Annotated in this window: 21 protein-coding genes and 1 pseudogene; 21 read left to right on the forward strand and 1 reads right to left on the reverse strand. The window is 28.0% G+C overall.

Features of this window, described 5'->3' with window-relative positions:
- Positions 1–675: 675 nt before the first annotated feature.
- The 17 genes and pseudogenes from ACTNBA_RS04460 to ACTNBA_RS04540 all read left to right on the forward strand — a co-directional run bounded on the left by ACTNBA_RS04460 (position 676) and on the right by ACTNBA_RS04540 (position 12,765).
- Positions 676–864 (forward strand): hypothetical protein, encoded by a 189-nt coding sequence (locus ACTNBA_RS04460; RefSeq protein ID WP_441072801.1) that lies wholly within the window; start codon positions 676–678, stop codon positions 862–864.
- Positions 865–943: 79 nt separating this feature from the next.
- The gene (locus tag ACTNBA_RS04465) at positions 944–1,834 is read left to right on the forward strand and encodes an RHS repeat-associated core domain-containing protein (protein ID WP_502361625.1); all 891 of its coding nucleotides are present in this window, start codon (positions 944–946) and stop codon (positions 1,832–1,834) included.
- Between the two features lie 997 nt (positions 1,835–2,831).
- On the forward strand, positions 2,832–3,038 hold the full coding sequence (locus ACTNBA_RS04470) for a hypothetical protein (RefSeq protein ID WP_441072803.1): 207 nt from the start codon (positions 2,832–2,834) through the stop codon (positions 3,036–3,038).
- 88 nt (positions 3,039–3,126) lie between these two features.
- Positions 3,127–3,309, forward strand: coding sequence for a hypothetical protein (locus ACTNBA_RS04475; RefSeq protein ID WP_441072804.1), 183 nt, complete (start codon positions 3,127–3,129; stop codon positions 3,307–3,309).
- Positions 3,310–3,745: 436 nt separating this feature from the next.
- The gene (locus ACTNBA_RS04480) at positions 3,746–4,048 is read left to right on the forward strand and encodes a hypothetical protein (RefSeq protein WP_441072805.1); all 303 of its coding nucleotides are present in this window, start codon (positions 3,746–3,748) and stop codon (positions 4,046–4,048) included.
- Entirely contained in the window at positions 4,048–4,731 is a 684-nt protein-coding gene (locus ACTNBA_RS04485; RefSeq protein ID WP_441072806.1) for a hypothetical protein, read from the forward strand. Before ACTNBA_RS04480 ends, ACTNBA_RS04485 begins: the two co-directional genes overlap by 1 nt.
- A 76-nt stretch (positions 4,732–4,807) precedes the next feature.
- Positions 4,808–4,963 (forward strand): hypothetical protein, encoded by a 156-nt coding sequence (locus tag ACTNBA_RS04490; protein WP_441072808.1) that lies wholly within the window; start codon positions 4,808–4,810, stop codon positions 4,961–4,963.
- 16 nt (positions 4,964–4,979) lie between these two features.
- The gene (locus ACTNBA_RS04495) at positions 4,980–5,240 is read left to right on the forward strand and encodes a hypothetical protein (protein ID WP_441072810.1); all 261 of its coding nucleotides are present in this window, start codon (positions 4,980–4,982) and stop codon (positions 5,238–5,240) included.
- 379 nt (positions 5,241–5,619) lie between these two features.
- Entirely contained in the window at positions 5,620–5,901 is a 282-nt protein-coding gene (locus ACTNBA_RS04500) for a hypothetical protein (protein ID WP_441072812.1), read from the forward strand.
- A 221-nt stretch (positions 5,902–6,122) separates the two neighbouring features.
- Entirely contained in the window at positions 6,123–6,464 is a 342-nt protein-coding gene (locus tag ACTNBA_RS04505) for a hypothetical protein (protein ID WP_441072814.1), read from the forward strand.
- Between the two features lie 64 nt (positions 6,465–6,528).
- Positions 6,529–6,876: a hypothetical protein gene (locus tag ACTNBA_RS04510; protein WP_441072816.1), complete on the forward strand. Its 348-nt coding sequence runs from the start codon at positions 6,529–6,531 to the stop codon at positions 6,874–6,876.
- A gap of 55 nt (positions 6,877–6,931) precedes the next feature.
- Positions 6,932–7,303: a hypothetical protein gene (locus tag ACTNBA_RS04515; protein ID WP_441072818.1), complete on the forward strand. Its 372-nt coding sequence runs from the start codon at positions 6,932–6,934 to the stop codon at positions 7,301–7,303.
- Between the two features lie 455 nt (positions 7,304–7,758).
- Entirely contained in the window at positions 7,759–8,973 is a 1,215-nt protein-coding gene (locus ACTNBA_RS04520) for a nuclear transport factor 2 family protein (RefSeq protein ID WP_441072820.1), read from the forward strand.
- A 135-nt stretch (positions 8,974–9,108) separates the two neighbouring features.
- Complete coding sequence (locus ACTNBA_RS04525) at positions 9,109–9,837, forward strand: hypothetical protein (RefSeq protein WP_441072822.1); 729 nt, start codon at positions 9,109–9,111, stop codon at positions 9,835–9,837.
- A gap of 225 nt (positions 9,838–10,062) precedes the next feature.
- A pseudogene (locus ACTNBA_RS04530) lies at positions 10,063–10,299 on the forward strand (IS607 family transposase); the annotation flags it as partial.
- The gene (locus ACTNBA_RS04535) at positions 10,271–11,431 is read left to right on the forward strand and encodes an RNA-guided endonuclease InsQ/TnpB family protein (RefSeq protein ID WP_441072824.1); all 1,161 of its coding nucleotides are present in this window, start codon (positions 10,271–10,273) and stop codon (positions 11,429–11,431) included. The pseudogene ACTNBA_RS04530 and the gene ACTNBA_RS04535, both read left to right, overlap by 29 nt.
- A gap of 158 nt (positions 11,432–11,589) precedes the next feature.
- A complete protein-coding gene (locus ACTNBA_RS04540) occupies positions 11,590–12,765 on the forward strand; it encodes an amidohydrolase (RefSeq protein WP_441072826.1) in 1,176 nt (391 codons plus the stop codon).
- A 53-nt stretch (positions 12,766–12,818) separates the two neighbouring features.
- Here the strand turns inward: ACTNBA_RS04540 and ACTNBA_RS04545 are convergent, their stop codons facing one another.
- The gene (locus ACTNBA_RS04545; RefSeq protein WP_441072827.1) at positions 12,819–13,055 is read right to left on the reverse strand and encodes a hypothetical protein; all 237 of its coding nucleotides are present in this window, start codon (positions 13,053–13,055) and stop codon (positions 12,819–12,821) included.
- A gap of 331 nt (positions 13,056–13,386) precedes the next feature.
- Here ACTNBA_RS04545 and ACTNBA_RS04550 point away from each other — a divergent pair, with 331 nt between their 5' ends.
- The 4 genes from ACTNBA_RS04550 to ACTNBA_RS04565 all read left to right on the forward strand — a co-directional run bounded on the left by ACTNBA_RS04550 (position 13,387) and on the right by ACTNBA_RS04565 (position 21,063).
- Entirely contained in the window at positions 13,387–14,685 is a 1,299-nt protein-coding gene (locus tag ACTNBA_RS04550) for an APC family permease (protein WP_441072828.1), read from the forward strand.
- A 593-nt stretch (positions 14,686–15,278) separates the two neighbouring features.
- On the forward strand, positions 15,279–16,997 hold the full coding sequence (locus ACTNBA_RS04555) for a methyl-accepting chemotaxis protein (RefSeq protein WP_441072829.1): 1,719 nt from the start codon (positions 15,279–15,281) through the stop codon (positions 16,995–16,997).
- Positions 16,998–17,137: 140 nt separating this feature from the next.
- The gene (locus ACTNBA_RS04560; RefSeq protein ID WP_441072830.1) at positions 17,138–18,763 is read left to right on the forward strand and encodes a bifunctional diguanylate cyclase/phosphodiesterase; all 1,626 of its coding nucleotides are present in this window, start codon (positions 17,138–17,140) and stop codon (positions 18,761–18,763) included.
- A gap of 224 nt (positions 18,764–18,987) precedes the next feature.
- Entirely contained in the window at positions 18,988–21,063 is a 2,076-nt protein-coding gene (locus tag ACTNBA_RS04565) for a methyl-accepting chemotaxis protein (RefSeq protein ID WP_441072831.1), read from the forward strand.
- Positions 21,064–21,102: the final 39 nt, after the last annotated feature.

A 21,102-nucleotide genomic window follows, 5' to 3' on the forward strand; every position in this document is an offset into this window, starting at 1 on the left:
CTAGGTTATTTTATTATATCCATTTATGTTACTTAATTGAATATTATGTATTTATATTAAATATCTGTTGTAAAATGTAAAAAATAAAATTATAATATGGTTAAACCATTTTTTACTGATAATACAAAGGTTGCAGTAGCTGCTGGTGATGGGTATTTGCTGCATCCTTTATAAGTAACTATATCGGTAATTATTGATATTATCCATGTCTTGGTTATTTTACCTTAATCTAAAACATCATTTTCGACTAGTAACTAATTTTAACATTGGATATGGAGAGCTGATTAGATGAGTTGGGATTTACTTTTTAGAATAATATTTTTATTGGTATAACAACTGATTGTATTAAACATAAAAGAAGTTTAATACATATACTTTTGTATATTAATTTAATACTATTTACTTTAGATAGCTTCTTTAATTTATTTGCGATCAATATTATAACATTTATTACAACTATTTTTATAGTGGTATTAAGTGCCGTTTATTTGGAGGTCCTTTTTCAAAATTAACTAAATTAGCGGGATTGGCACAAAAATCAGGATTGAAAGGTGTATCATTAAAGGCGGTTAAACTTGTTGCTCAAGGAACAAAAATATTCATCAATATGATAATAAAACCAATGTCACGAAAATATGGTGAATCATGGTTCAGCGCAGTAAGGAGGGTGTTTGCATGAAAAAGATAATTGGAGTAGGTATAATTATTATTGACATAATAGCATTTATCTTGCTATTTAAATTTGTATATAAGAAAGGCGTATATAAAGGAGATATTATCGAACTTCTTTTAGATTCATGTGAGGTTATAGGGCTATTTATAGCTGTATTATTAACTGGAATTGTATTAATAATAATCGATTAAAACAGTAAGTGGTCTGCAAGCATCCCACTAGGGTAACCGTAGCAAGCAGGGTGTACTGACGTCCACCCTGCAAGGATGACTGTCACTTGTCGAATATGCTTATGACAATAATGATAGAGCTACTGGAATTACCCCAACTTCAACAATACCTTATAGCTATGGGGATACCAACTGTAAGGACAAGCTTACTACATATAATGGAAAAGCTATAACCTATGATGCTATAGGTAATCCTTTAACCTATGATGGATATACTTATACATGGGAAATGGGAAGAAGTTTGAAGTCTATATCTAAAACTGGACTTGATATGAGCTTTAAGTATAATGAACAAGGAATAAGAACTGAAAAAACAGTAAACGGTAAAACTACAAAATATTACTTAAATGATGATAGGGTAACTTATGAAACTGATGGTACAGATAAAATTTACTATACCTATGATAGTGATAATAATCTAATAAGTATGAATTTAAATGGTATAGAATATTATTATATAAGAAATGCTCAAGGAGATATAATTGGGTTACATGATAGTGCTGGAGTAGAGGTAGTAAGCTACAGATATGATTCGTGGGGTAAGTTAATATCAATAACTGGTACATTGAAAGATACCGTAGGAGTAAAAAATCCTTATCTTTATAGAGGGTATAGATATGATAAAGAGACAGGCTTCTATTACCTACAAAGTAGATATTATAATGCAGAGTGGGGAAGATTCATTAATGGGGATGATGTAGCAATTTTGCAGCTAGCACAAGGGGAATTGTTAGGAGCTAACTTATTTACTTATTGTGTTAATAATCCGGTAAATTATAGAGACTCAAGTGGGTATTGGCCTTGGTTTGTTCACTGGGGAATCATTATAGGTGAGCTTCTTGGATTGGGTAGCTTTATTAAAAGTGGTGCCTATATTAAAGGCTTAATCAAATATTGGATATGGCTAATACCATTTTTGCTGCTAATATAAAGGTTGCAGTAGCTGCTGGTTATGGGTATTTGCTGCATCCTTCATAAGTAACTATATCGGTAATCATTGATATTATCCATGTTTTGATTATTTTACCTTAATCTAAAACACCATTTTCGACTAGCAACTAATTTCAAACATTGGACACGGAGGGCTGATTAGATGAGTTGGGATTTGCTTTTTAGAATAATATTTTTATTGTGTATTTGTATTGGTATAACAACTGATTGTATTAAACATAAAAGAAGCTTAATACATATACTTTTATATATTAATTTAATACTATTTACTTTAGATAGTTTCTTTAATTTATTTGCGGTTAATATCATAACATTTATTACAACTATTTTTATAGTGATATTATTCATTATTAAATTGTTTAATAAGTGGTTTAAGTAATGTGGTTAGTTAAGGATTTTCTTCCAATATAGATGATATAGATATGATTAGGAGACAGGCCTCAATTACCTACAAAGTAGGTATTATAATGCTGAAATGGGTAGGTTTATTAATGGGGATGATGCGATCGTTTTACAGTTAATAAAGGGTGGTATTCCATATATATAAAATAAAGGAGGTAGTAGCTTGAATATTAATTTAACACATAATTCAATTCGTGTACTAAACTATGTTGAATCTTTTATAATTCTTATATCACAATTTAGTCGAAGAATTTATAATCATTACCTTTTGAGTATTTTATTTTTTTTAATTTTACTATTATTTTTATTCTACTTAAGAGTTAGACTAAATCATTATAGGCAATGTTTTCAAGTAAAAAAATCGCTTATATATTTTTTAATTGAAAACAGTATATTACTAATGGGAATTATATATGTATTGTTAATAGACAATCTTGTTTTTAAAGGATCCAGTGAAGTGAATGTCTTGTTTGTGTTTCCGATAATTATATTTTTATTCCCATCCTTTATCGTAAATCAAAGATTATCTGATAAAGGAAAACAAAAATAACATTTAACTGGGGATAAGGTTACTTATGAAACTGAGGGTGCTAGCTGGCTTAGTTGGTGCATTTGTGGGAGGATTAATAGCAGGTTATGCAAGCGGAGGTCATTGGCTCGTATGTCTTATTGGTGGCTTTGCAGGTGGTGTTGCAGGTGCTATTTTATATTATAAGATCATGCGACCTGATGGAACTGTAAATATTAATTATTATAAAACTTTTTATAGAAAAGCGTGGTAAGTAAAAATATAAAAATTTATGTAGGGAACAATTAAAACATCTTTTTAATTGTTCAAAAGCGAGGGAGAGAAAATATGAAAAAAAAATTATGAAGATTATATGCGGTTATATTCCTATAGTAATTGTAATTATGCTAGCGTCTTTTTCAATAACATATTTAAGAGAAAAATGCGGAGTGCAACCTAAGGTAGCAGCATTGATTGGTATATTTGAATTGTTATTTTGTTTTTATGGATTTATATTTGCAGTTATTGCTATGAAGAATAGATGAGTTTTGTTTATTATTAAGGTACAAACATAAAAGAGGTTATATTATTTTATAGGGTAAGAAAGACAGTCTGAATTTTTTCACTGTCTTTTTTAATTATTTTTTTGACATAAAGTAACATGATGATAAAATTCTTCTACTTCAGCAATAGTTTATAGCAATGGTGATATCAACTGGAAGGACAGGCTAATTGAATATAGCGGAAAAGCTATAACCTATGATGCAATAGGTAATCCTTTAACTTATGATGGGTTTGAAAACCCAACCACTACTACATTAAAAGACAACTAGGCTATTTTATTATATGAATTTATGTAATTTAATTGAAAATAATACATTTAAATTAAATATATGTTGTAGAATGTAAATAAGAAAATTATAATTAAAGAGTATAAAATATACAATTAATCTTATAAATTACATCTAGTGTGGTGATATTTTGAAAAAATTAATATTAGTATCGTCTATCGTTTTAATTTGTTTTGTAACCATCTTTTTTATTGTTGAGATTATCACAAAAAGAAATAATTTAATCATGTCAGCCGAATTACAAACCATATTGGGAATAGGTTTTTTGATTATCAGTATATGCATTTTTGCCTTTTTAATAGTTGTTTTATTGAGGAAAGTAAAAATACCAGCATCTATTGAAGTTAACTTATTGGAGATTTTTATTGCTGCTATATTAATGTTGGTTGTTTCATTTTTCTTAATTTTAGGTAAATCGATTGGGGTGATTTAATGGTTATAAAAATTTATGGAGATATCCCTTCAGAGGAAAGATTGTCAATTAGAATTAACAATGAGGTAAAAATACTGGACAATATAAGTCAAGATGTTTCATTCATCATCAATGAAAGGAAGAGGTATGAAATTGATATTGAACAACAGATTTCAACAAGTAATGTGAAACCAATCTTTATACTACTCTATCTCCTTACTGTCATCATTCAAGGAGTGTTTAATATACTTTTAATGAATACTGACTCAAAATGGTACAGAAATATCAAGGCATATTGCTTAAAAGCAAAGTTAATTATTGATATGCAGCAGGACACAGATGTATGTTTGACATATGTTAACTCTAAATATGATGAAAAAAATAAAATTTGGAAACTTCCAGTATTTACATGTGAACCAAATTTTGTTTCAAACGTTAGTTTTATTTTGAATCCGTGTGATTTTAAAAATCAATACTTTAATTATATTAAGAGAGTAGTATCTGTCGCAGTCATAATAATTTTAGTATTTGTTATCCTTTTATATATTGCAGTAGTCAATTCAAATAACATTGCTATAATTATCCTTTCTGTTTTAATGCTTGGTATAATATCTTTAGTTATGATGTTATCATTTTCGGAACACAAAAGGCTCAAAAATCTTTACCAATCTTTTTTAAAGCAAATACAAGTTGAAATAGAGTAAAAAAATTCAATGGAAAACAATGAGAAAAAAAGCTGTGCCACCGTTAAGATGACACAGATCGTTTTAAAACTATTATTTGAATCATACATGTAAACCAACTATAAGGGGTGCACTAAAGTATCTGCTTGTAGGTGCAACTTCAGGAGGATTAATAGTGCTTCTTTCAAAAATAAGTCTAGTTTTAGGAGTTATTGTTGCTTCAATTATTGGGTCTTATATAGGTCATTGGTAAAATGGGGGTATATTAAATGAGAAAATATAGTGTTGTATGTTTGTTATTTGGAATAGCATTAGGTTGCATTTTGTCAGTAGGTAATAAGGTGGATAAAATTGATAGTATATATAATGTAAGTACTAACATAATTATAGTTTTAATAACATTAGCGTCCATATTTATACTATCAATGTTAAAAGTTGATTATAATATAAAAGTATCACAAGTTATTTTTGGTTATGTACTTGAAATCATTGTTGCTTTAATGGTCAGTTTTATGCTTAATAAATTATAAATACCAAGAAATTTAGTATAGCATATCACATGAGAGTATTATTTTTACCTTTATCATTTTATGAGATTTAATAGTTGATAATTATGGAGATAATAACTGGAAGGACAAGCTAACTACATATAACGGAAAAGCTATAACTTATGATACTATAGGTAATCCTTTGCCCTATATTGGATTCAATAATACCAAGTTTAATTATGTTAATTTGGCTTATATTATTAATTAAATTAGGTGTAAAGAGAAAGCATGAATAACATATTTATTTAATTTATTGTAGTTTTCTATAATTTAGTTTAAGAAGTGAAAGATTTAATTAATTTTCTGTAAAAATAAATGCTGTAATACTTAATGCTAACTAATTGCAAGGAGGAGAGGAATAATGTTTAATAACCCCAAAAAGAACTTTACAAGAATCATTTATGCTTTAGCTAGCTTATCAATGGCATTAGATGTATTTTTAGATATAGTTATAAATCAAAAAGAAATTATAATAGGAATAGTAATATCTTGTGTATTTTTGCTTGTGGCCTTTATGTTTCTTGTTAGAAGCAACTTCATATCATTAAAGAGAAACATAAAAGAAGATCCATCAACTATACAAAGTGCAGATTCCCTTGGGTTTCTTTTAGTTATTTATTTGTTTTATATGGCAATATTTTAATGTGCTAATTAGATGATTTTCAATTATAGATAGTATATTAGAAGAGATTGCAAGTTATATAATTTTAGATAATAAATGTATTATAAAGATATAAGGTTAAATTGAGAACTTGGTTGAAGAGCATGAAAAGTTTAGTATTAATATTGGATAGATTATAATTAATTTACAATAGGGATATAGGTATGAGCTGCATATCTATATCCCTTTCAAAGGAGATAAGTATGTATAGTTTTATTTACAATATAATTGCAATTATAATTGGAGTTATATTTATAATAATAAGCATGTATATTCACGAGATGTCAATTGGAGCTGAAAATTTAGTGTTTTATCCTATGGTAACAATATTTTTTCTGTCATTAGGAATGTGTTTATTATGCTTAGGTATTTATAGCAGAAATAAAAAGGATATTAAAAATTTAGCTATTAGAGCTCTCATTGCTACTCCATTGATTATATTAGTAAGTAGTATTCTAAGTGCTTTTGGAATACCTAATAATTCATGGATAAGAAATATAATTATTGTTTTAGTGGTGTTTTTTCTTTTTAGAGGAATTAAGTGATAGGGAAAAACTTTAATAATGTATATTTCTTGAGGGATTAATTTTATGGAAGGTAGGTATAAAAATGGAATTTGCATTTTCTATAGTATTTCTAATAATAGGTATGGTAATGGGGATATTGCAAGTCATGTTCCTTATAAAACAGCAGAATATTGCAAAGTATAATACATTTAAAATTTCAAAGCATTTAGAAGCAAAATTATCCTATATAGAGGATGGAAGAGTAAGTCTTTACTATAATGAAATGCTAATTGATTATGTTTTAGGATCAAGAGAGGGTGTTTTATATTGGTATATTGTGGGAAATGAGGGGCTATATGTTGTAAATAGATTAAAATCCACCTACGAGATTTATGCAGATATTGATGCTGTTCCTCAAAAGTATGAAAATAATTTTAAAGAAATAATTTAATTAAATTAAGAGGAGTTAATATTTTCAGTTAAGCTTTAGATAAGGAGATGTATATATGAAACTTATAGGTTCTATAATATTTGCAATCACACTAACATTAGGGTTTATCACAGAGCTAATTCAATATAAAAGAGCTCATGATTTTATATTAAATAAGAAGGTTTTTAGCATATCTAAACATATGATGTTGAAAATTATTGATATAGAAACACAAGAAAAGACAGTGTTTCATCATGATAGAAAACCTATTGATAATATTTTAGCAGCAAAGAAGGATATGTTTCGTTGTTATTTAGTAGGAAGCGATGGTTTATATATTATAAACAGATCAAAATCAGCTTATAAAGTTTATGAAGATATTAATTATGTTCCTGTAAAAGAGCAGAAACATTTTAAAGAACTATTACAAGATAATTTAAGTAAATAAATCTGGTGAAATTATTTAGTAAGACGAGTTACTATTCTATTAATAGAAAGAAAATTTAAAATATTTATTTACTTTATAAGTTTTCCATGGTAAAATTTACACATAATATATGGGAGGTGCTATAAAGTGATTATTGCTACTTGTTAATTAATTTTTAATGTAAAAATTAATACTAAAAGAAGTCTTAACTACCTAATTATTTAGGTTTATTTGTTGTGCTTCTTTAAAAAATTTACAAGTAAGCGATGTGAAGTTTATAGAACTAAAATTAAAATCTTTTTTACACTTTATATAGTATATTTATTTTGTAGTGTAAAATATTGTAGATATTTTGGTTGTAATGAGGCGTTGCTTTATTACAGCCTTTTTTAATTTAGTTGAAGAGGTAAAACATCTAACCCTTTAAATTAGATAGGTAAAAATGAAAAAATAAATAGGATAAGGGGTATGAGTATATGAAAAATCAAGTAAATAATAAATTTAAGGAAATATTAAATATATTTAATGAAGCCTATGTTAAAAGGGATATTAATGAAATAGATATCTTTATGGATAAATTATTTGATAAGGATGAAAGTGTAACTATAGTAGGTACATGTGATGACGAGTGGTGTATTGGATATGAAGAAGTTAAGGATATATTTTCAAGTGACTGGGAATATTGGGGAGATTTAAGAGTTATAGCTGATGAGGCTACTGTAATGGAACTTGAAAATACAGCTATAATTTATACTCCAGCTACAGTGAAATATTCTTTTAACAGTAGAAGTGACACATATACACGTTATTTAGGATATATTAAAGAATATTTTGATGAAAGTTCTGATGAAAGTAAAAAATCTAATAAGGTTAAATTAACAGAAATTAATTGGTCCTTGTGCCATTTATTAAATCAAAGGGATGATATAGAAAGAGATTATCTATGGGATATACGCATTTCCTTTATATTAATAAAAAAAGAAAATAGATGGATTATAAAACATATGCAGTTTTCTTTACCTGTAGTTGGACATCTACCAGATGTAAGGGAATATAAAGATAGTTATGATAGAACTGAGGTTAATAAAAAAATAAAGGAACTAGAAGAAGCTTATCATAAAAATAAGTTAATGAAAAATGAAATAATAGATTTAATAAAAGACTTTAATAGTGAGTATCTAGATAAGAATATGGAATTAAATTCAATAATTGATAAATATTTTTCTTCTAATAATATATTTGTTGCTAATACAGATAAAGAAATATTCACTAGTAAAGAAGAAATTAAGAAGTTAATTAAAGATCATAGAGGATGCTATGATGAGATCAGGTTAGATAGTGAAAATTCTATGGTTGATTTTAATGAGGATATAGCTTGGGTAGTAATAAGAGGTACTATGGAAAAAGTTATTTCAGAAGAAGAGTCCTTTGAAAATACAGTTAATAAAATAAAGGATATATTTAATAAGGATTTAGATGATAAAGAGAAGCTTTTTAACATTAGAAGAAGAATTGCTGAAACCTTCAAAGAAAATGCTAAAGGTGAAAATTGTATATGGCCATTTAGATTAGAGGGTGTGCTTATTAAAGAAAATAATAAGTGGGTATTTAAATATCTCCAGTTTGCTTTTCCTTTTAATTATATTCTTGAGGGAAAGACAGAAGCGGCATCTCTGATAAAGAAAAATTAATAACAAAGAGACTAGTAGGGGAAATCCTTACTAGTTTTTTTGCATATGTAAGGTTTATTCAAATAGTATGAAAAGCAATTAAAGGGAATAATATAAATCTCAGTTAATGCAAATAAATATAATTGGGTGATGTAAATGGATAAACTTATAAGCAATAAAAATCTTATAAAAATCAGCTCTAAGACAATAATTATAATTTACTTTATTTTTTTATGTATTGATTTTATAACCAAAGATTTAAAAAACACATATTCAGTGACATTAAAATATTTAGCTATAGTGCTTTGCTTTATCATATCCTTATTAATTAAATCCCATGGATATGGCAAAAGAGATAAAAGTTTAGTTCAGCTTGCTCGGATATTTACTTTAATTGCAGATTATTTTCTTGCAATTTCAGGCAATTATATCATGGGAGTTTTTTTCTTTTCTCTAGTTCAAATAACTTACATAATAAGGCATAGTATTATGGAAAATAGTAACTATAAAAATTTAATGTTTTTTATAGTATCATTGTCCATAGCCTTAACAATTTCATTAAGAATAGAAATAACATCAATAGAAAAAAATCTTGTTGTTCTAGCACTTATATATGCATCTTTATTAATCACTAGTCTTTACTGCTCAGTGAGTACCATAACTAGAGGTAAATATTCTCAAAAAACTTCATGGATAATTGCTTTAGGTATGTTTTTATTTTTTATGTGTGATTTAAATGTGGGACTTTATAATATAGTAGCAAGAGGCAACATAAAATTTTTTCTGGGTTTTTTAATATGGTTATTTTATCTTCCTTCTCAACTTTTACTTACACTAAGTGGATTTAAAGTTCAATATCTAGAGAAATTTTTTAGTAATATTTAACTTTCAAATATTATGAATAATTATTTAAAATCCTACAAAATATAAATACTTAGATAAGAAATGTATTTAGATTAGGATGAAATTAGAGTTATTTAGCTATAATTTCAAATGATTATTATATGTTAGAAAGGAGATGTAAAATAGTTACTTATTTTATTAAAATTTAGTGTATAAGTGTGTTAAAGTATACTCATAAGAAAGGTGTGAGTATATTAAATGCAACATATTACAAATTATAAACCAAAAGATTTTGTTGAATTTTGGTTTGAAAGATTTTTAACACAATTTGACACTAAAATAATAGTTGTTAACAATGAAAGTCTTTCACATCAAGAAGAATTAGTTCAAGACATAATATCAATATTACATGTTTTTAGTTGCAGAATTTATGGTCTTAGAAAGTATAAGAAAAAGATAGAGGAGGATGAATAAATTGGAAAGAGCTTACAAGATAGAGATTAAACCTACTTTAGAGCAAAAAATAAAAATACATCAAACTATAGGTATATCAAGATTTATATATAATTTCTATCTTGCTCATAATAAGGAAATCTATCAAATAGAAAAAAGATTTATAAGTGGTATGGATTTTTCAAAATGGCTTAACAATGAATATATCCCTAAGAACCAAGATAAAAAATGGATAAAGGAAGTATCTTCCAAAGCTACTAAACAAGCCATTATGAATGGGGAAAAAGCTTTCAAAAGATTCTTTAAAGGTGAAAGTGGTTTTCCAAAATTCAAGAAAAAGAAGAATAAAGATGTTAAAGCTTATTTTCCTAAAAATAATAAAACGGATTGGACTATACAAAGACATAGGGTTAAAATACCAACAATTGGTTGGATGAGATTAAAAGAGTATGGATATATACCAACTAACGTTATTGTAAAAAGTGGAGCAGTTAGTCAAAAAGCAGATAGGTATTATGTGTCTATCTTAGTTGAAGAAGATATAAAAGCTAATGATAAAACTTATTCTTGTGGAATAGGTGTTGATTTGGGAATTAAAGACACTACTATATGTAGTAGTGGAATGAAATTTAAAAATATAAATAAGACAAGTAAAGTTAAAAAAATAGAAAGAAAATTAAAAAGAGAACAGAGAAGGCTTTCAAGAAAATATGAAAGTTTAATAATAAGAAATAAAAATAATAAGGAGGTAGCTACTAGACAAAAAATCCAAAAACAAATAGTTAAGGTACAAAAAATCCATCAAAGATTATCTAATATTAGAAATGACTATAATAATAAAATAGTTTCAGAACTAGTGAAAAACAAACCAGTTTTTATAACTATAGAAGATTTAACTATTTCTAATATGATGAAGAATAAACATTTATCTAAAGCTATACAACAACAAAAGTTATATGATTTAACAAATAAACTTATTTCAAAAGCACATAAAAATAATATTGAAATAAGACAAGTGAGTAGATGGTATCCATCATCTAAACTTTGTAACAAATGTGGAAGAATAAAAAAAGACTTAAAGCTTTCGGATAGAATTTATGATTGTGATTGTGGTTATAGTTTAGATAGAGATATAAATGCTTCATATAATCTTAGAGATGCAAGAGAATATAAGATTATCTAACGTTAAATAGATGCTTATATATGTACCGTTGGCTAGATGGGAATTTAAGCCTGTGGAGTGCTAGACAAACCAAAGTAGCTTCGGCAAAATGGAGTACATTGAAACAGGAAAAATCTCAATATGGGTATTTTTGTCCATATTTTGAGTAGCAGAAGATTATGTTATTAATTAAAAATGGTAAAATATTGACCATGGCTGGTGTGAATTATGATAAGGGATGTATATTAATAGATGGGAAAAAAATTATAAAGGTAGGAGAATACATTGATGAAGATAACAGTGACATTTCTAAAGTCATTGATGCAAGCAATTGTATAGTTATGCCTGGAATAATAGAAGCTCATAGTCATATTGGTATTCAAGAAGAAAGAAAAGGTTTCGAAGGTAATGATTGCAATGAAATGACTGAGCCAGTTACACCTTACCTTAAAGCCTTAGATGCTATTAACCCTATGGATTCCACTTTCCACAAGGCTTTGAGTGCTGGGATTACTGGAGTAATGGTTGGACCAGGAAGTTCAAATGTGGTGGGTGGTCAGTTTGTATTTATCAAAACTCACGGTAGAGCAATAGATAATATGGTTGTTCTGGAACCTGCTGCAATGAAGGTTGCATTTGGAGAAAATCCAAAATCAAATTATAATGATAAAGATAAGATGCCAACATCACGTATGTCCATAGCTGCTCTTTTACGAGAAGAGTTGTTTGAAGCTCAGCAATATTATAAAAATAAGAAAAACTCTCAACAATCGGGTAATGAAAACACGGATTTTAATGAAGAGTTTAGAAAAGAATGTTGGATACCTGTATTTGATAAAAAGATACCTTTAAAAGCACATGTACATAGAGCGGATGATATTCTAACTGCAATACGCATAGCTAAGCAATTTGGATTAAAAATGACCCTTGATCATTGTACAGAAGGACATTTAATTGCAGAAGAGATAAAGGAGTCAGGATTCCCAGCTATAATTGGGCCAACGCTATCAGTACGTAATAAAATAGAAACACAAAATATGGATTTTAAAACAGCGGGCTTGTTGCATAAGGCAGGTGTAAAGGTAGCTATTACTACAGACCATCCTGTTACAAGAATACAAGATTTGGCAATTTGTGCTGGATTTGCAGCAAAAGAAGGATTGGGTATAGATGAAGGACTTAAAGCAATTACAATAAATGCAGCTGAAATATGTAATGTATCACATAGAGTTGGAAGTATTGAAGTTGGAAAGGATGCTGATATTGCAATCTTTGATGGCAATCCCATGGAGATATTTACGAAAACTTTGTATACTATAATTGATGGTGAAGTGGTTTATAAACCAGAAGACTAGCTATAATAATCTTTAGGAACAGATTTTTTATTTAAAACTAAATAATTTTTTTATTACTTTATTATAATAAAAGTGGCAACAAAGCCAGATAATACTGTTTTTGTTGCCACTTTCTTACGTGTAGAAACAAATTCCTTTGTTCCCATAAGTTGTGTCTGTGAAATATTATTTGTTGTTGTTGTTGTTATTTTTGTTGTTTTTGTTGTTTTTGTTATTATTGTTGTTATTATTATTGTTGTTTTTGTTATTATTGTTGTTATTATTTTTACAATTGTTGTTTTCCATGACATATCACCTCCTACCTAACTTATAATTTGCAAAAAAAAATATATTATTCATTCTAATAAAAAATTATCAATAAAAATTTTTATGCATAGTTTTTCTTATATAAGTGATTTTACACTAGACTAATTAGCAAAAGTTTTTTAAAATATAAGGTACATTATTTTAAGTTGTAAAATTGATATAAAAGAAAAATATTTTGTTAAATTACACAAAAAAATAAGGTGTTAAAAATTTGATTTCTAATGGCAGTATAGAAATTTATAAAATTAAGCCTTAAGCATAAAAAACAAATTGTAAGATATAATAAAGCTATTAAAAGCTATTTAGGAGGAACATATGATAGAAAAAACACAAAAGAAGACAATAACATATATTGAAGCCATTGCAATAGTAATTGGAATGATAATAGGCTCTGGAATATTCCTAAAACCAGGTATTGTTTTTAATGATGCAGGCTCACCTATAATGGGTATAATGGCTTGGGTAGTTGGAGGTATTATAACTTTAGCTTCTGCTCTTACTATTGCGGAGATAGCTTCATCTATACCTAAAACTGGTGGGTTATATGTTTATCTTGAGGAGCTGTATGGAGAAGTATGGGGTTTCCTATTAGGATGGGTTCAAACAGTAATATCTTATCCTGCATCGGGAGCAGCTTTAGCCATAGCTTTTTCCACTTACGCTACATTTTTTATTCCAATGAATGATTTCCAGCAAAAGCTTCTAGCAGTGGGAATCTTAGTGTTTGTAATAATCATGAATATAATTAGTACTAAATATGGGGGAGCAATTCAAACTATTTCAACGGTGGGAAAGCTTGTTCCAATAGTTGCTATTATTATATTTGGTTTAATTAGTGGTAAAACTCATGATTTTCGCTCCGTTACCGTTATGACTGAAGGAGCTGGTTTTGGAGCTGCAGTATTGGGTACCTTATGGGCTTATGATGGATGGATAGGTGTTACCAATATAGCAGGTGAATTAAAAAATCCTGCTAAGGAAATGCCTAAGGCAATTATTTTTGGAGTTACTTCAGTTATATTTATATATGCACTAATAAGTATAGCAATGGTTAATGTAATGCCCATTGAAAATATAGTTGCATCAACAACACCAGCATCGGATGTAGCAGTTTCACTATTTGGAAAAGGTGGTGCTGCATTTATAACAGCAGGAATTATAGTATCTGTATTTGGAGCTATGAATGGATATTTATTAACAGGTGCTAGAGTGCCGTTAGCTATGGGACAGAGAAAACAATTGCCTTATTCAACTCAACTGGGTAAAATACACAAAAAATTTGGAACTCCTACTAATGCATTAATTCTTGAAGGCGTATTAGCTACTATTTATATTTTCTCGGGAACATTTAATACTCTTACGGACTTATTAATATTTGTTTTATGGATATTCTTTGTCATGGGTGTCTTTGGTATATTTAGACTTAGAAAAAAAGTACCTGCAGATAAAAGACCATATAAAGTTCCTCTTTATCCATTCATTCCGATGGTGGGAATATTGGGAGGAATTTATATATTATATAGTACAATTGTATCTGCGCCATTGAATTCCATAATAGGGATTGGTATAGCTCTTGCTGGTCTTCCAATATTCTATTATTTAAAAAGAAAATAGTGTTCAGCCTCAATGATTGAGCTATGACTCTATATTAATAAAAGATTGATTCGAATAATTATTTGAATCAATCTTTTTTAGAATGTATAGAAAACTATTTACATCAGTCTGTTTTTATTCAGGATTTTAGATTATAACATAATTATAAAGGGCACATTGGTTTATATAAGTTGCATTGTGTTTCTATGAGTTAAGCTAAGGTAGAAAAAAAATGTTGATTTATGTAAAAAGTTGATGTACAATTTATTTGAACAATGTTCAAATAGGGAAGTAGATAAAATGAAAAAATTAAAAAAGAAGATAAAATAATTATATATAATTATAGCCAAACAATTTAATTTTTGAATAATTATACATAATATTTATTATCATGAAAAAAAGTTTATTTATTGTAACAAATGAAAAAAGTCGAAAAATAATATTAAAGTGTATAAAATGTATATTTTTATTGAAAACGGTATAAATCAATAGTAAAATATAGAATTGATGAGATATAATAGGATGAGATTTATATTCAAGCTATATTATGAGGATTATATAAGGAAAATTAAGTAACAGGAAATTATAATAAAAAAGAAAGTGTGTGTGTTAGTATGAAACTTTTTATTAATTTAGGTGTTAAGAAAAAACTTATATCAATATTTTCAGTAATATGTATTTTTATAGTCCTGATAGGAGTATACGGAATAATAGGTTGTGCATCTATAAACAAAAATGCAAATGAAATGTATAGTAATAATTTAGTATCAGTTAAAGATTTAGAAGGAATAAGAGTAAATATAAGTGAAATTACTGCTAATATGCTTAAAATTGTTTTTGAAAGGGATAGATCAAAATTAGATGAACAAATAAAAACTATAGATGATTTAACAAATGAAGATATAATATTGCAAGCTGAGTATGATGAATTACCAGAAATATCACAAGAAGAAGAAGAACTTTATGAAGGATATCAACAGGACTTAGCAAAATATAGAGAGAAAAGAAATCAAGTTATTGAGCTTGCAAAAGCTAATGATTATGATGAAGCAGTTAAGCTATACAATTCAGAAGTAGAACCATTAAGAATTGATACATTTGCAAAAATGGAGAGATGTATTGAAATTAACATAGAAAATGCTGAACAAGTTAATCAAAATAATATAGACGAGTTTAGTAAAGTTAGATACCAAATAATAATCTATACTACAGTAGCCTTTTTAATCATATTATTTATGGCATATATTTTAGGTAAAAATATAGTAAATCCCCTAATGAAAATAAAAGAATTTGCAAAGAGATTATCTGATTATGATTTTTCAATGCCAATTGTTATTACAAGAAAAGATGAATTTGGACAAACTGGCTTGGCATTAAATGCTGCCCAAGAGAATGTAAGTAACTTAGTTAAATTAATAATGGAAGATTCACAAGATATGACCGCAGCATCAGAGGAACTTTCAGCTATAGTTGAAGAGGTATCTTCTAAAGCGGAAGCAATTGATGAAGCAGTAAATAATATAACTGCTGGAATGCAAGAGTCAAGTGCTACAACAGAGGAAATAAGTGCATCAGTTCAGGAAGTTGATTCAAGTATAAATATATTATCTTCAAAAGCAATGGAAGGTAGTAATAATGCAAATGAATTTAAAGGAAGAGCTACTGAAGTTAAAAATAATAGCGAAAAGGCTATAACAGAAACAAGAAATTTATATGATATAAAGCAGAATAATATGGAAAAGGCCATAGAAGATGGAAAAGTAGTAGACAGCATAAAAATTATGGCAGATACTATTGGAAGTATAGCACAGCAAACTAATCTACTTGCACTAAATGCAGCAATAGAAGCAGCTAGGGCTGGGGAGCAAGGCAGAGGATTTGCAGTTGTAGCAGAGGAAGTAAGAAAGCTTGCAGAACAATCTTCAGAGGCAGTAATAAATATTCAAGACACCATAGTTAAAGTGCAAAATGCATTTAAAAGTAGCATTGATACAGGTAGTGACATATTAGAGTTTATAAATACAAGGGTTCATGAACAATTAGATGCTTATGGACAAACTGGTAATCAGTATTTTAATGATTCTGATTTTGTAAGTAGGATGTCAGAAGACATAGCAGCTATGTCAGAAGAAATTACAGCCACCATTGGAGAAGTAAGTAATGCAATTCAAAATATGGCTGGTGCATCACAAAAATCCAGTGAAGAAGCAGTTACAATAAAAGAAGGTATGGATGAAACAACAAAAGCTATAGAGCAAGTAGCATTAACTGCACAAAGTCAAGCTGAATTAGCTGAGAAACTTAATGAAGTTATTAAGATGTTTAAAATATAATTATATCTAAGATTATTTGATTTAATCAATGCTAATTAGTTAAATATTCAAATTGAAAATTATTCTATTTATTAGCACCTTGGTATAGTACTTGAGAAATATAAGTAAGACGAGATATAAATCGAGGGGAGATAAAACAAATGCTAAAAAGGTGGGTTAATAAATTAATGAGTATAAAAAGAGAAGATATTTGGATATTTTTTGTGATAATGTTAGTATTCATTAACTCCTATGTTGTTTATTTAGTTGGTGGAACAGAATCTTCGTTTACTCATTTAATGTATATTCCAATAAGTATAGCAGCATTCTTAGGAGGGATTAAAGGTGCTTTTGGAGCTGCTTTAATTGGTGGGATTGCTATTGGTCCATTTATGTATAAGAATGTATCTGATCAGATAATTCAGGAACCAAGTGCTTGGATATTTAGAACAATTATGTTCATTATTATAGGGATAGTAATTGGAGGATTATTTCAGTATATCAAAAACGCTAAAAGAATTGAGATTGAAAAGTTTTTTAAAAATGAAATTACAGATTTACCCAATGTAAATAAATTAAAAAAAGATTTATTTGAGAAAATTAATAAAAAGAAGGATTTTTCATTAATAGTATTCAAAATTGTAAATATAGATGAAATTAGTACCTATATTGATTACACCATTGGATGGAAATCACTTTTAAAGGCTAGTCAAATTCTTAAAAATATGGTAAATGAACAAGATGTATATTCTATATGTACTGATGAATTGGCTGTTATAATGCCAGAAGGTAATATTGAAGATACTTATAGAAAAGGACTAGAATATATAAATATGTTTAAAGACCCCATTTCTATACAAGGCTTATCAATTAGCTTGACTATTAAAGGAGCCATAGTAAATTATCCTCTACATGGGAATGATTCAAATGATTTATTAAAAAAAGCTAGTATAGCATTAAATGAAGAATGTGATAAATCAGATATTTTTATTTATGATATTTCCATAGAAAAAGGACATAGAGAGAAATATGAAACCATGCTTTCTCTTTATGATGCTTTAAAAAATGATAAATTTCATATTGTATATCATCCTAAAATAGGTTTGCAGAATAATAAAATAATGGGTGCTGAAGCCCTCATAAGATGGAATCGAGGTATTCAAGGTGATGCAAATCCGGAAGAATTTATTAAAATAGCAGAGGATGTAGGAATTATAAGTGAAATAACAAAATGGGTAATAAAAAATACCATTTTTCAAATGGAAAAATGGCGACAGGAAGGTATAATAATAAAAGTTGCAATCAATATATCATCTAAGGATTTAAAAAATAATTCGGTGATGGAATTTACCCAAGAATGTATAAGACAGAGTGGAATAGACCCCAAAAATCTTGAATTTGAGCTTACAGAAAGAGGTATAATAGAAAATGAAAATATGGTAAAATACTTACTAAATGATGTTAGAAAATATGGACTTAAATTTTCACTAGATGATTTTGGAACAGGTTATAATTCTCTTATAAACCTTATTAAGTTACCAATAGATTATATAAAAATTGATAAGTTCTTTATTGATAATATAGATGATGAAGATTGTAAGGTTTTGATTGAAAGTATTATTAATACTGCACATAAGAGGGGTAAGGAAATAATAGCAGAAGGGGTAGAGAAGAAGGAACAAGTGGAAGTGTTAAGCAGAATGGAATGTGATCAAATACAAGGATACTACTTTAGTAAGCCGTTGCCACCTGAAAAGTTAAAAGAGTATGTATTGAATTATGCTTAAATATTAATTTACCTATTAATTTAATATTTATAGATAATGAATTGTATAAACTAGAAACAGATACAATATATGTATTTATTTCTAGTTTTTTTAAGTTTAAAATAAAATAAATTTAATAAATACCAATAAAAATATTAAGTTTACACTATTTTAATATATTTATTGGTACGATAAATAAAACACTAGTTATTAAATATAAGCAGATATATAAGGAGGTTGAAGTTATGAAAATTAAGGGTTTGAAGGTTAAGGGTGTAAAAGTTAAAAGTATTAAAGCGAAGATGATTTTATTACTTATGCCTGTAATAATAGGGTCTATGGCTGCACTGGCTTATATGAGTTATTCAAGTGCAGAAAAGATAATAAATAGTGAACTTGAAATAAACATGAATAGTAAATTAAATGAAAAGTCACAAGAAATTGAAAAGAGTTTGGAGAGGCATCAGAAAATATCTGAAAGTTTAGCTAAAGTGGCTGAGAATTCTGTATCATCGCTGACAGAAGAAAATTATAAAGGTGTGTTGGAAAGCTTAATTGATACAAATGATGAAACCTTTGGAGCTGGTGTTTGGTTTGAACCATTTAAATATAAGAAAGATATTCAGTTATTTGGACCTTATGCATATAAGTTGAACGGTAAAGGCACTTATACAAATGAATATAGTAAGACAGATTATAAAACAGGTGATTGGTATAAAATAGGACAAGACACTGATAAGAGTGTTGAATGGTCATTACCTTATTATGATGATGTAGCGAAAGTTTCTATGATAACTGCTACATGTCCAATGTACGATTCAAATAATAAATTTATAGGAGTTACCACAGCAGATATAGATTTATCTACTTTACAAAATAATATAAAAAATATGGAAATAGGTACAGAAGGAAGAGCATTTTTAATAGATAAAAGTGGTTTATATGTTGCAGATGTAGATGAATCTAAAATTATGAAAATTAATATAAAAGATGATGAAAATTCTACATTGTCAGTGTTAGGTGAAAAAATGTTAACTGATAAGAATGGTCAAGGAACATTTACAGATGATAAAGGAATTCAAAAGGTTTATTATAGCACCGTAGAAGGTACAGAGTGGATTATTGCTGTATGTATTCCTGAGGAAGAAGTATATCTTCAAATTAATTCACTAAGAAATAAAATAAGTATAATAATAGTAGTTGCAATTGTAATAGTAATATTATTTATATTATTTTTTGCTAATTATATAGGGAAGAACATTAAAAAGGTTAATGCTTTTGCTATGAAGATTGCAAATGGAGATTTAACAGAAAAACTAGAATTAAAAAGCAATGATGAGCTTGGTGAAATGAGTAAGTATCTGAATAAGATGACAGAAAACATTCATTCTATCGTAAAAATTATAATGGAGAATTCGGAAAATATAAGTGCATCTGCGGAAGAACTTTCAGCAACTGTTGAGGAATTGGCAGCTAAAACTGTAAATGTTAACGAGGCTGTTAATACTATTGCAGGTGGTATGCAGGAGTCAAGTGCTGCTACAGAGGAGATAACTGCATCTGTTGAAGAAGTGGATTCAAGTGTGAATATATTATCTTCAAAGGCCATGGAAGGAAGCAATAATGCAAGTGATTCTAAAGTGAGAGCCAGCAAGGTAAAGGAGAATAGCAAAGAGATTAAAAAGATAGCAAAAGAACTATACATTCAAAAGGAAGCTAATATGAAGAAGGTTATAGAAGAAAGTTCTGTAATAGATAGCATTAGGGTTATGGCAGATACAATATCATCTATAGCTGATCAAACTAACCTACTAGCTTTAAATGCTGCTATCGAAGCTGCAAGAGCAGGAGAACAAGGACGTGGGTTTGCAGTAGTTGCAGAAGAAGTAAGAAAACTTGCAGAACAATCTTCTGGTGCTGTAGTAGAAATACAAAAAACTATAGAGTCAGTAAAACAAATATTTAATAAAAGTATAGAAACGGGAAATGACATATTAAAATTCATTGATGTAGATATAATGAAAACTTATGATGAATATGAAGAAACAGGTAATCAATATCATTTTGATTCTGATTTTGTAAGTAATATGTCAGAAGAAATAGCAGCTATGTCACAAGAAATTACAGCTACAGTGGGACAAGTAAGCGAAGCCATTCAAAATATGGCTGAGTCTGCTCAAGAATCTAGTGAAAAAGCAGAGACTATAAAAGAAAACATGGATGAAACCACAAAAGCTATAGAGCAAGTAGCTCAAACGGCACAAAGCCAAGCAGAACTGGCACAGCAATTAAATGAAGTGGTTCAGCAATTTAAAATATAAGGTATAAAATTTATATCCTAAAGTGTTCAAAAAATAAAA

The sequence above is a fragment of the Clostridium sulfidigenes genome (genome assembly GCF_052067195.1).
GTDB classification, from domain to species: domain Bacteria; phylum Bacillota; class Clostridia; order Clostridiales; family Clostridiaceae; genus Clostridium_J; species Clostridium_J sulfidigenes.

Excerpts from the sequence above, each read along its gene's own strand:
- ACTNBA_RS04460 (WP_441072801.1), top strand. The coding sequence starts at position 676 with ATGAAAAAGATAATTGGAGTAGGTATAATTATTATTGACATAATAGCA.
- ACTNBA_RS04560 (WP_441072830.1), top strand. The coding sequence starts at position 17,138 with ATGCTAAAAAGGTGGGTTAATAAATTAATGAGTATAAAAAGAGAAGAT.
- ACTNBA_RS04515 (WP_441072818.1), top strand. The coding sequence starts at position 6,932 with ATGAAACTTATAGGTTCTATAATATTTGCAATCACACTAACATTAGGG.
- ACTNBA_RS04565 (WP_441072831.1), top strand. The coding sequence starts at position 18,988 with ATGAAAATTAAGGGTTTGAAGGTTAAGGGTGTAAAAGTTAAAAGTATT.
- ACTNBA_RS04485 (WP_441072806.1), top strand. The coding sequence starts at position 4,048 with ATGGTTATAAAAATTTATGGAGATATCCCTTCAGAGGAAAGATTGTCA.
- ACTNBA_RS04505 (WP_441072814.1), top strand. The coding sequence starts at position 6,123 with ATGTATAGTTTTATTTACAATATAATTGCAATTATAATTGGAGTTATA.
- ACTNBA_RS04545 (WP_441072827.1), bottom strand. The coding sequence starts at position 13,055 with ATGTCATGGAAAACAACAATTGTAAAAATAATAACAACAATAATAACA.
- ACTNBA_RS04475 (WP_441072804.1), top strand. The coding sequence starts at position 3,127 with ATGAAGATTATATGCGGTTATATTCCTATAGTAATTGTAATTATGCTA.
- ACTNBA_RS04555 (WP_441072829.1), top strand. The coding sequence starts at position 15,279 with ATGAAACTTTTTATTAATTTAGGTGTTAAGAAAAAACTTATATCAATA.
- ACTNBA_RS04520 (WP_441072820.1), top strand. The coding sequence starts at position 7,759 with ATGAAAAATCAAGTAAATAATAAATTTAAGGAAATATTAAATATATTT.
- ACTNBA_RS04525 (WP_441072822.1), top strand. The coding sequence starts at position 9,109 with ATGGATAAACTTATAAGCAATAAAAATCTTATAAAAATCAGCTCTAAG.
- ACTNBA_RS04510 (WP_441072816.1), top strand. The coding sequence starts at position 6,529 with ATGGAATTTGCATTTTCTATAGTATTTCTAATAATAGGTATGGTAATG.
- ACTNBA_RS04550 (WP_441072828.1), top strand. The coding sequence starts at position 13,387 with ATGATAGAAAAAACACAAAAGAAGACAATAACATATATTGAAGCCATT.
- ACTNBA_RS04495 (WP_441072810.1), top strand. The coding sequence starts at position 4,980 with ATGAGAAAATATAGTGTTGTATGTTTGTTATTTGGAATAGCATTAGGT.
- ACTNBA_RS04470 (WP_441072803.1), top strand. The coding sequence starts at position 2,832 with ATGAAACTGAGGGTGCTAGCTGGCTTAGTTGGTGCATTTGTGGGAGGA.
- ACTNBA_RS04500 (WP_441072812.1), top strand. The coding sequence starts at position 5,620 with ATGTTTAATAACCCCAAAAAGAACTTTACAAGAATCATTTATGCTTTA.
- ACTNBA_RS04540 (WP_441072826.1), top strand. The coding sequence starts at position 11,590 with ATGTTATTAATTAAAAATGGTAAAATATTGACCATGGCTGGTGTGAAT.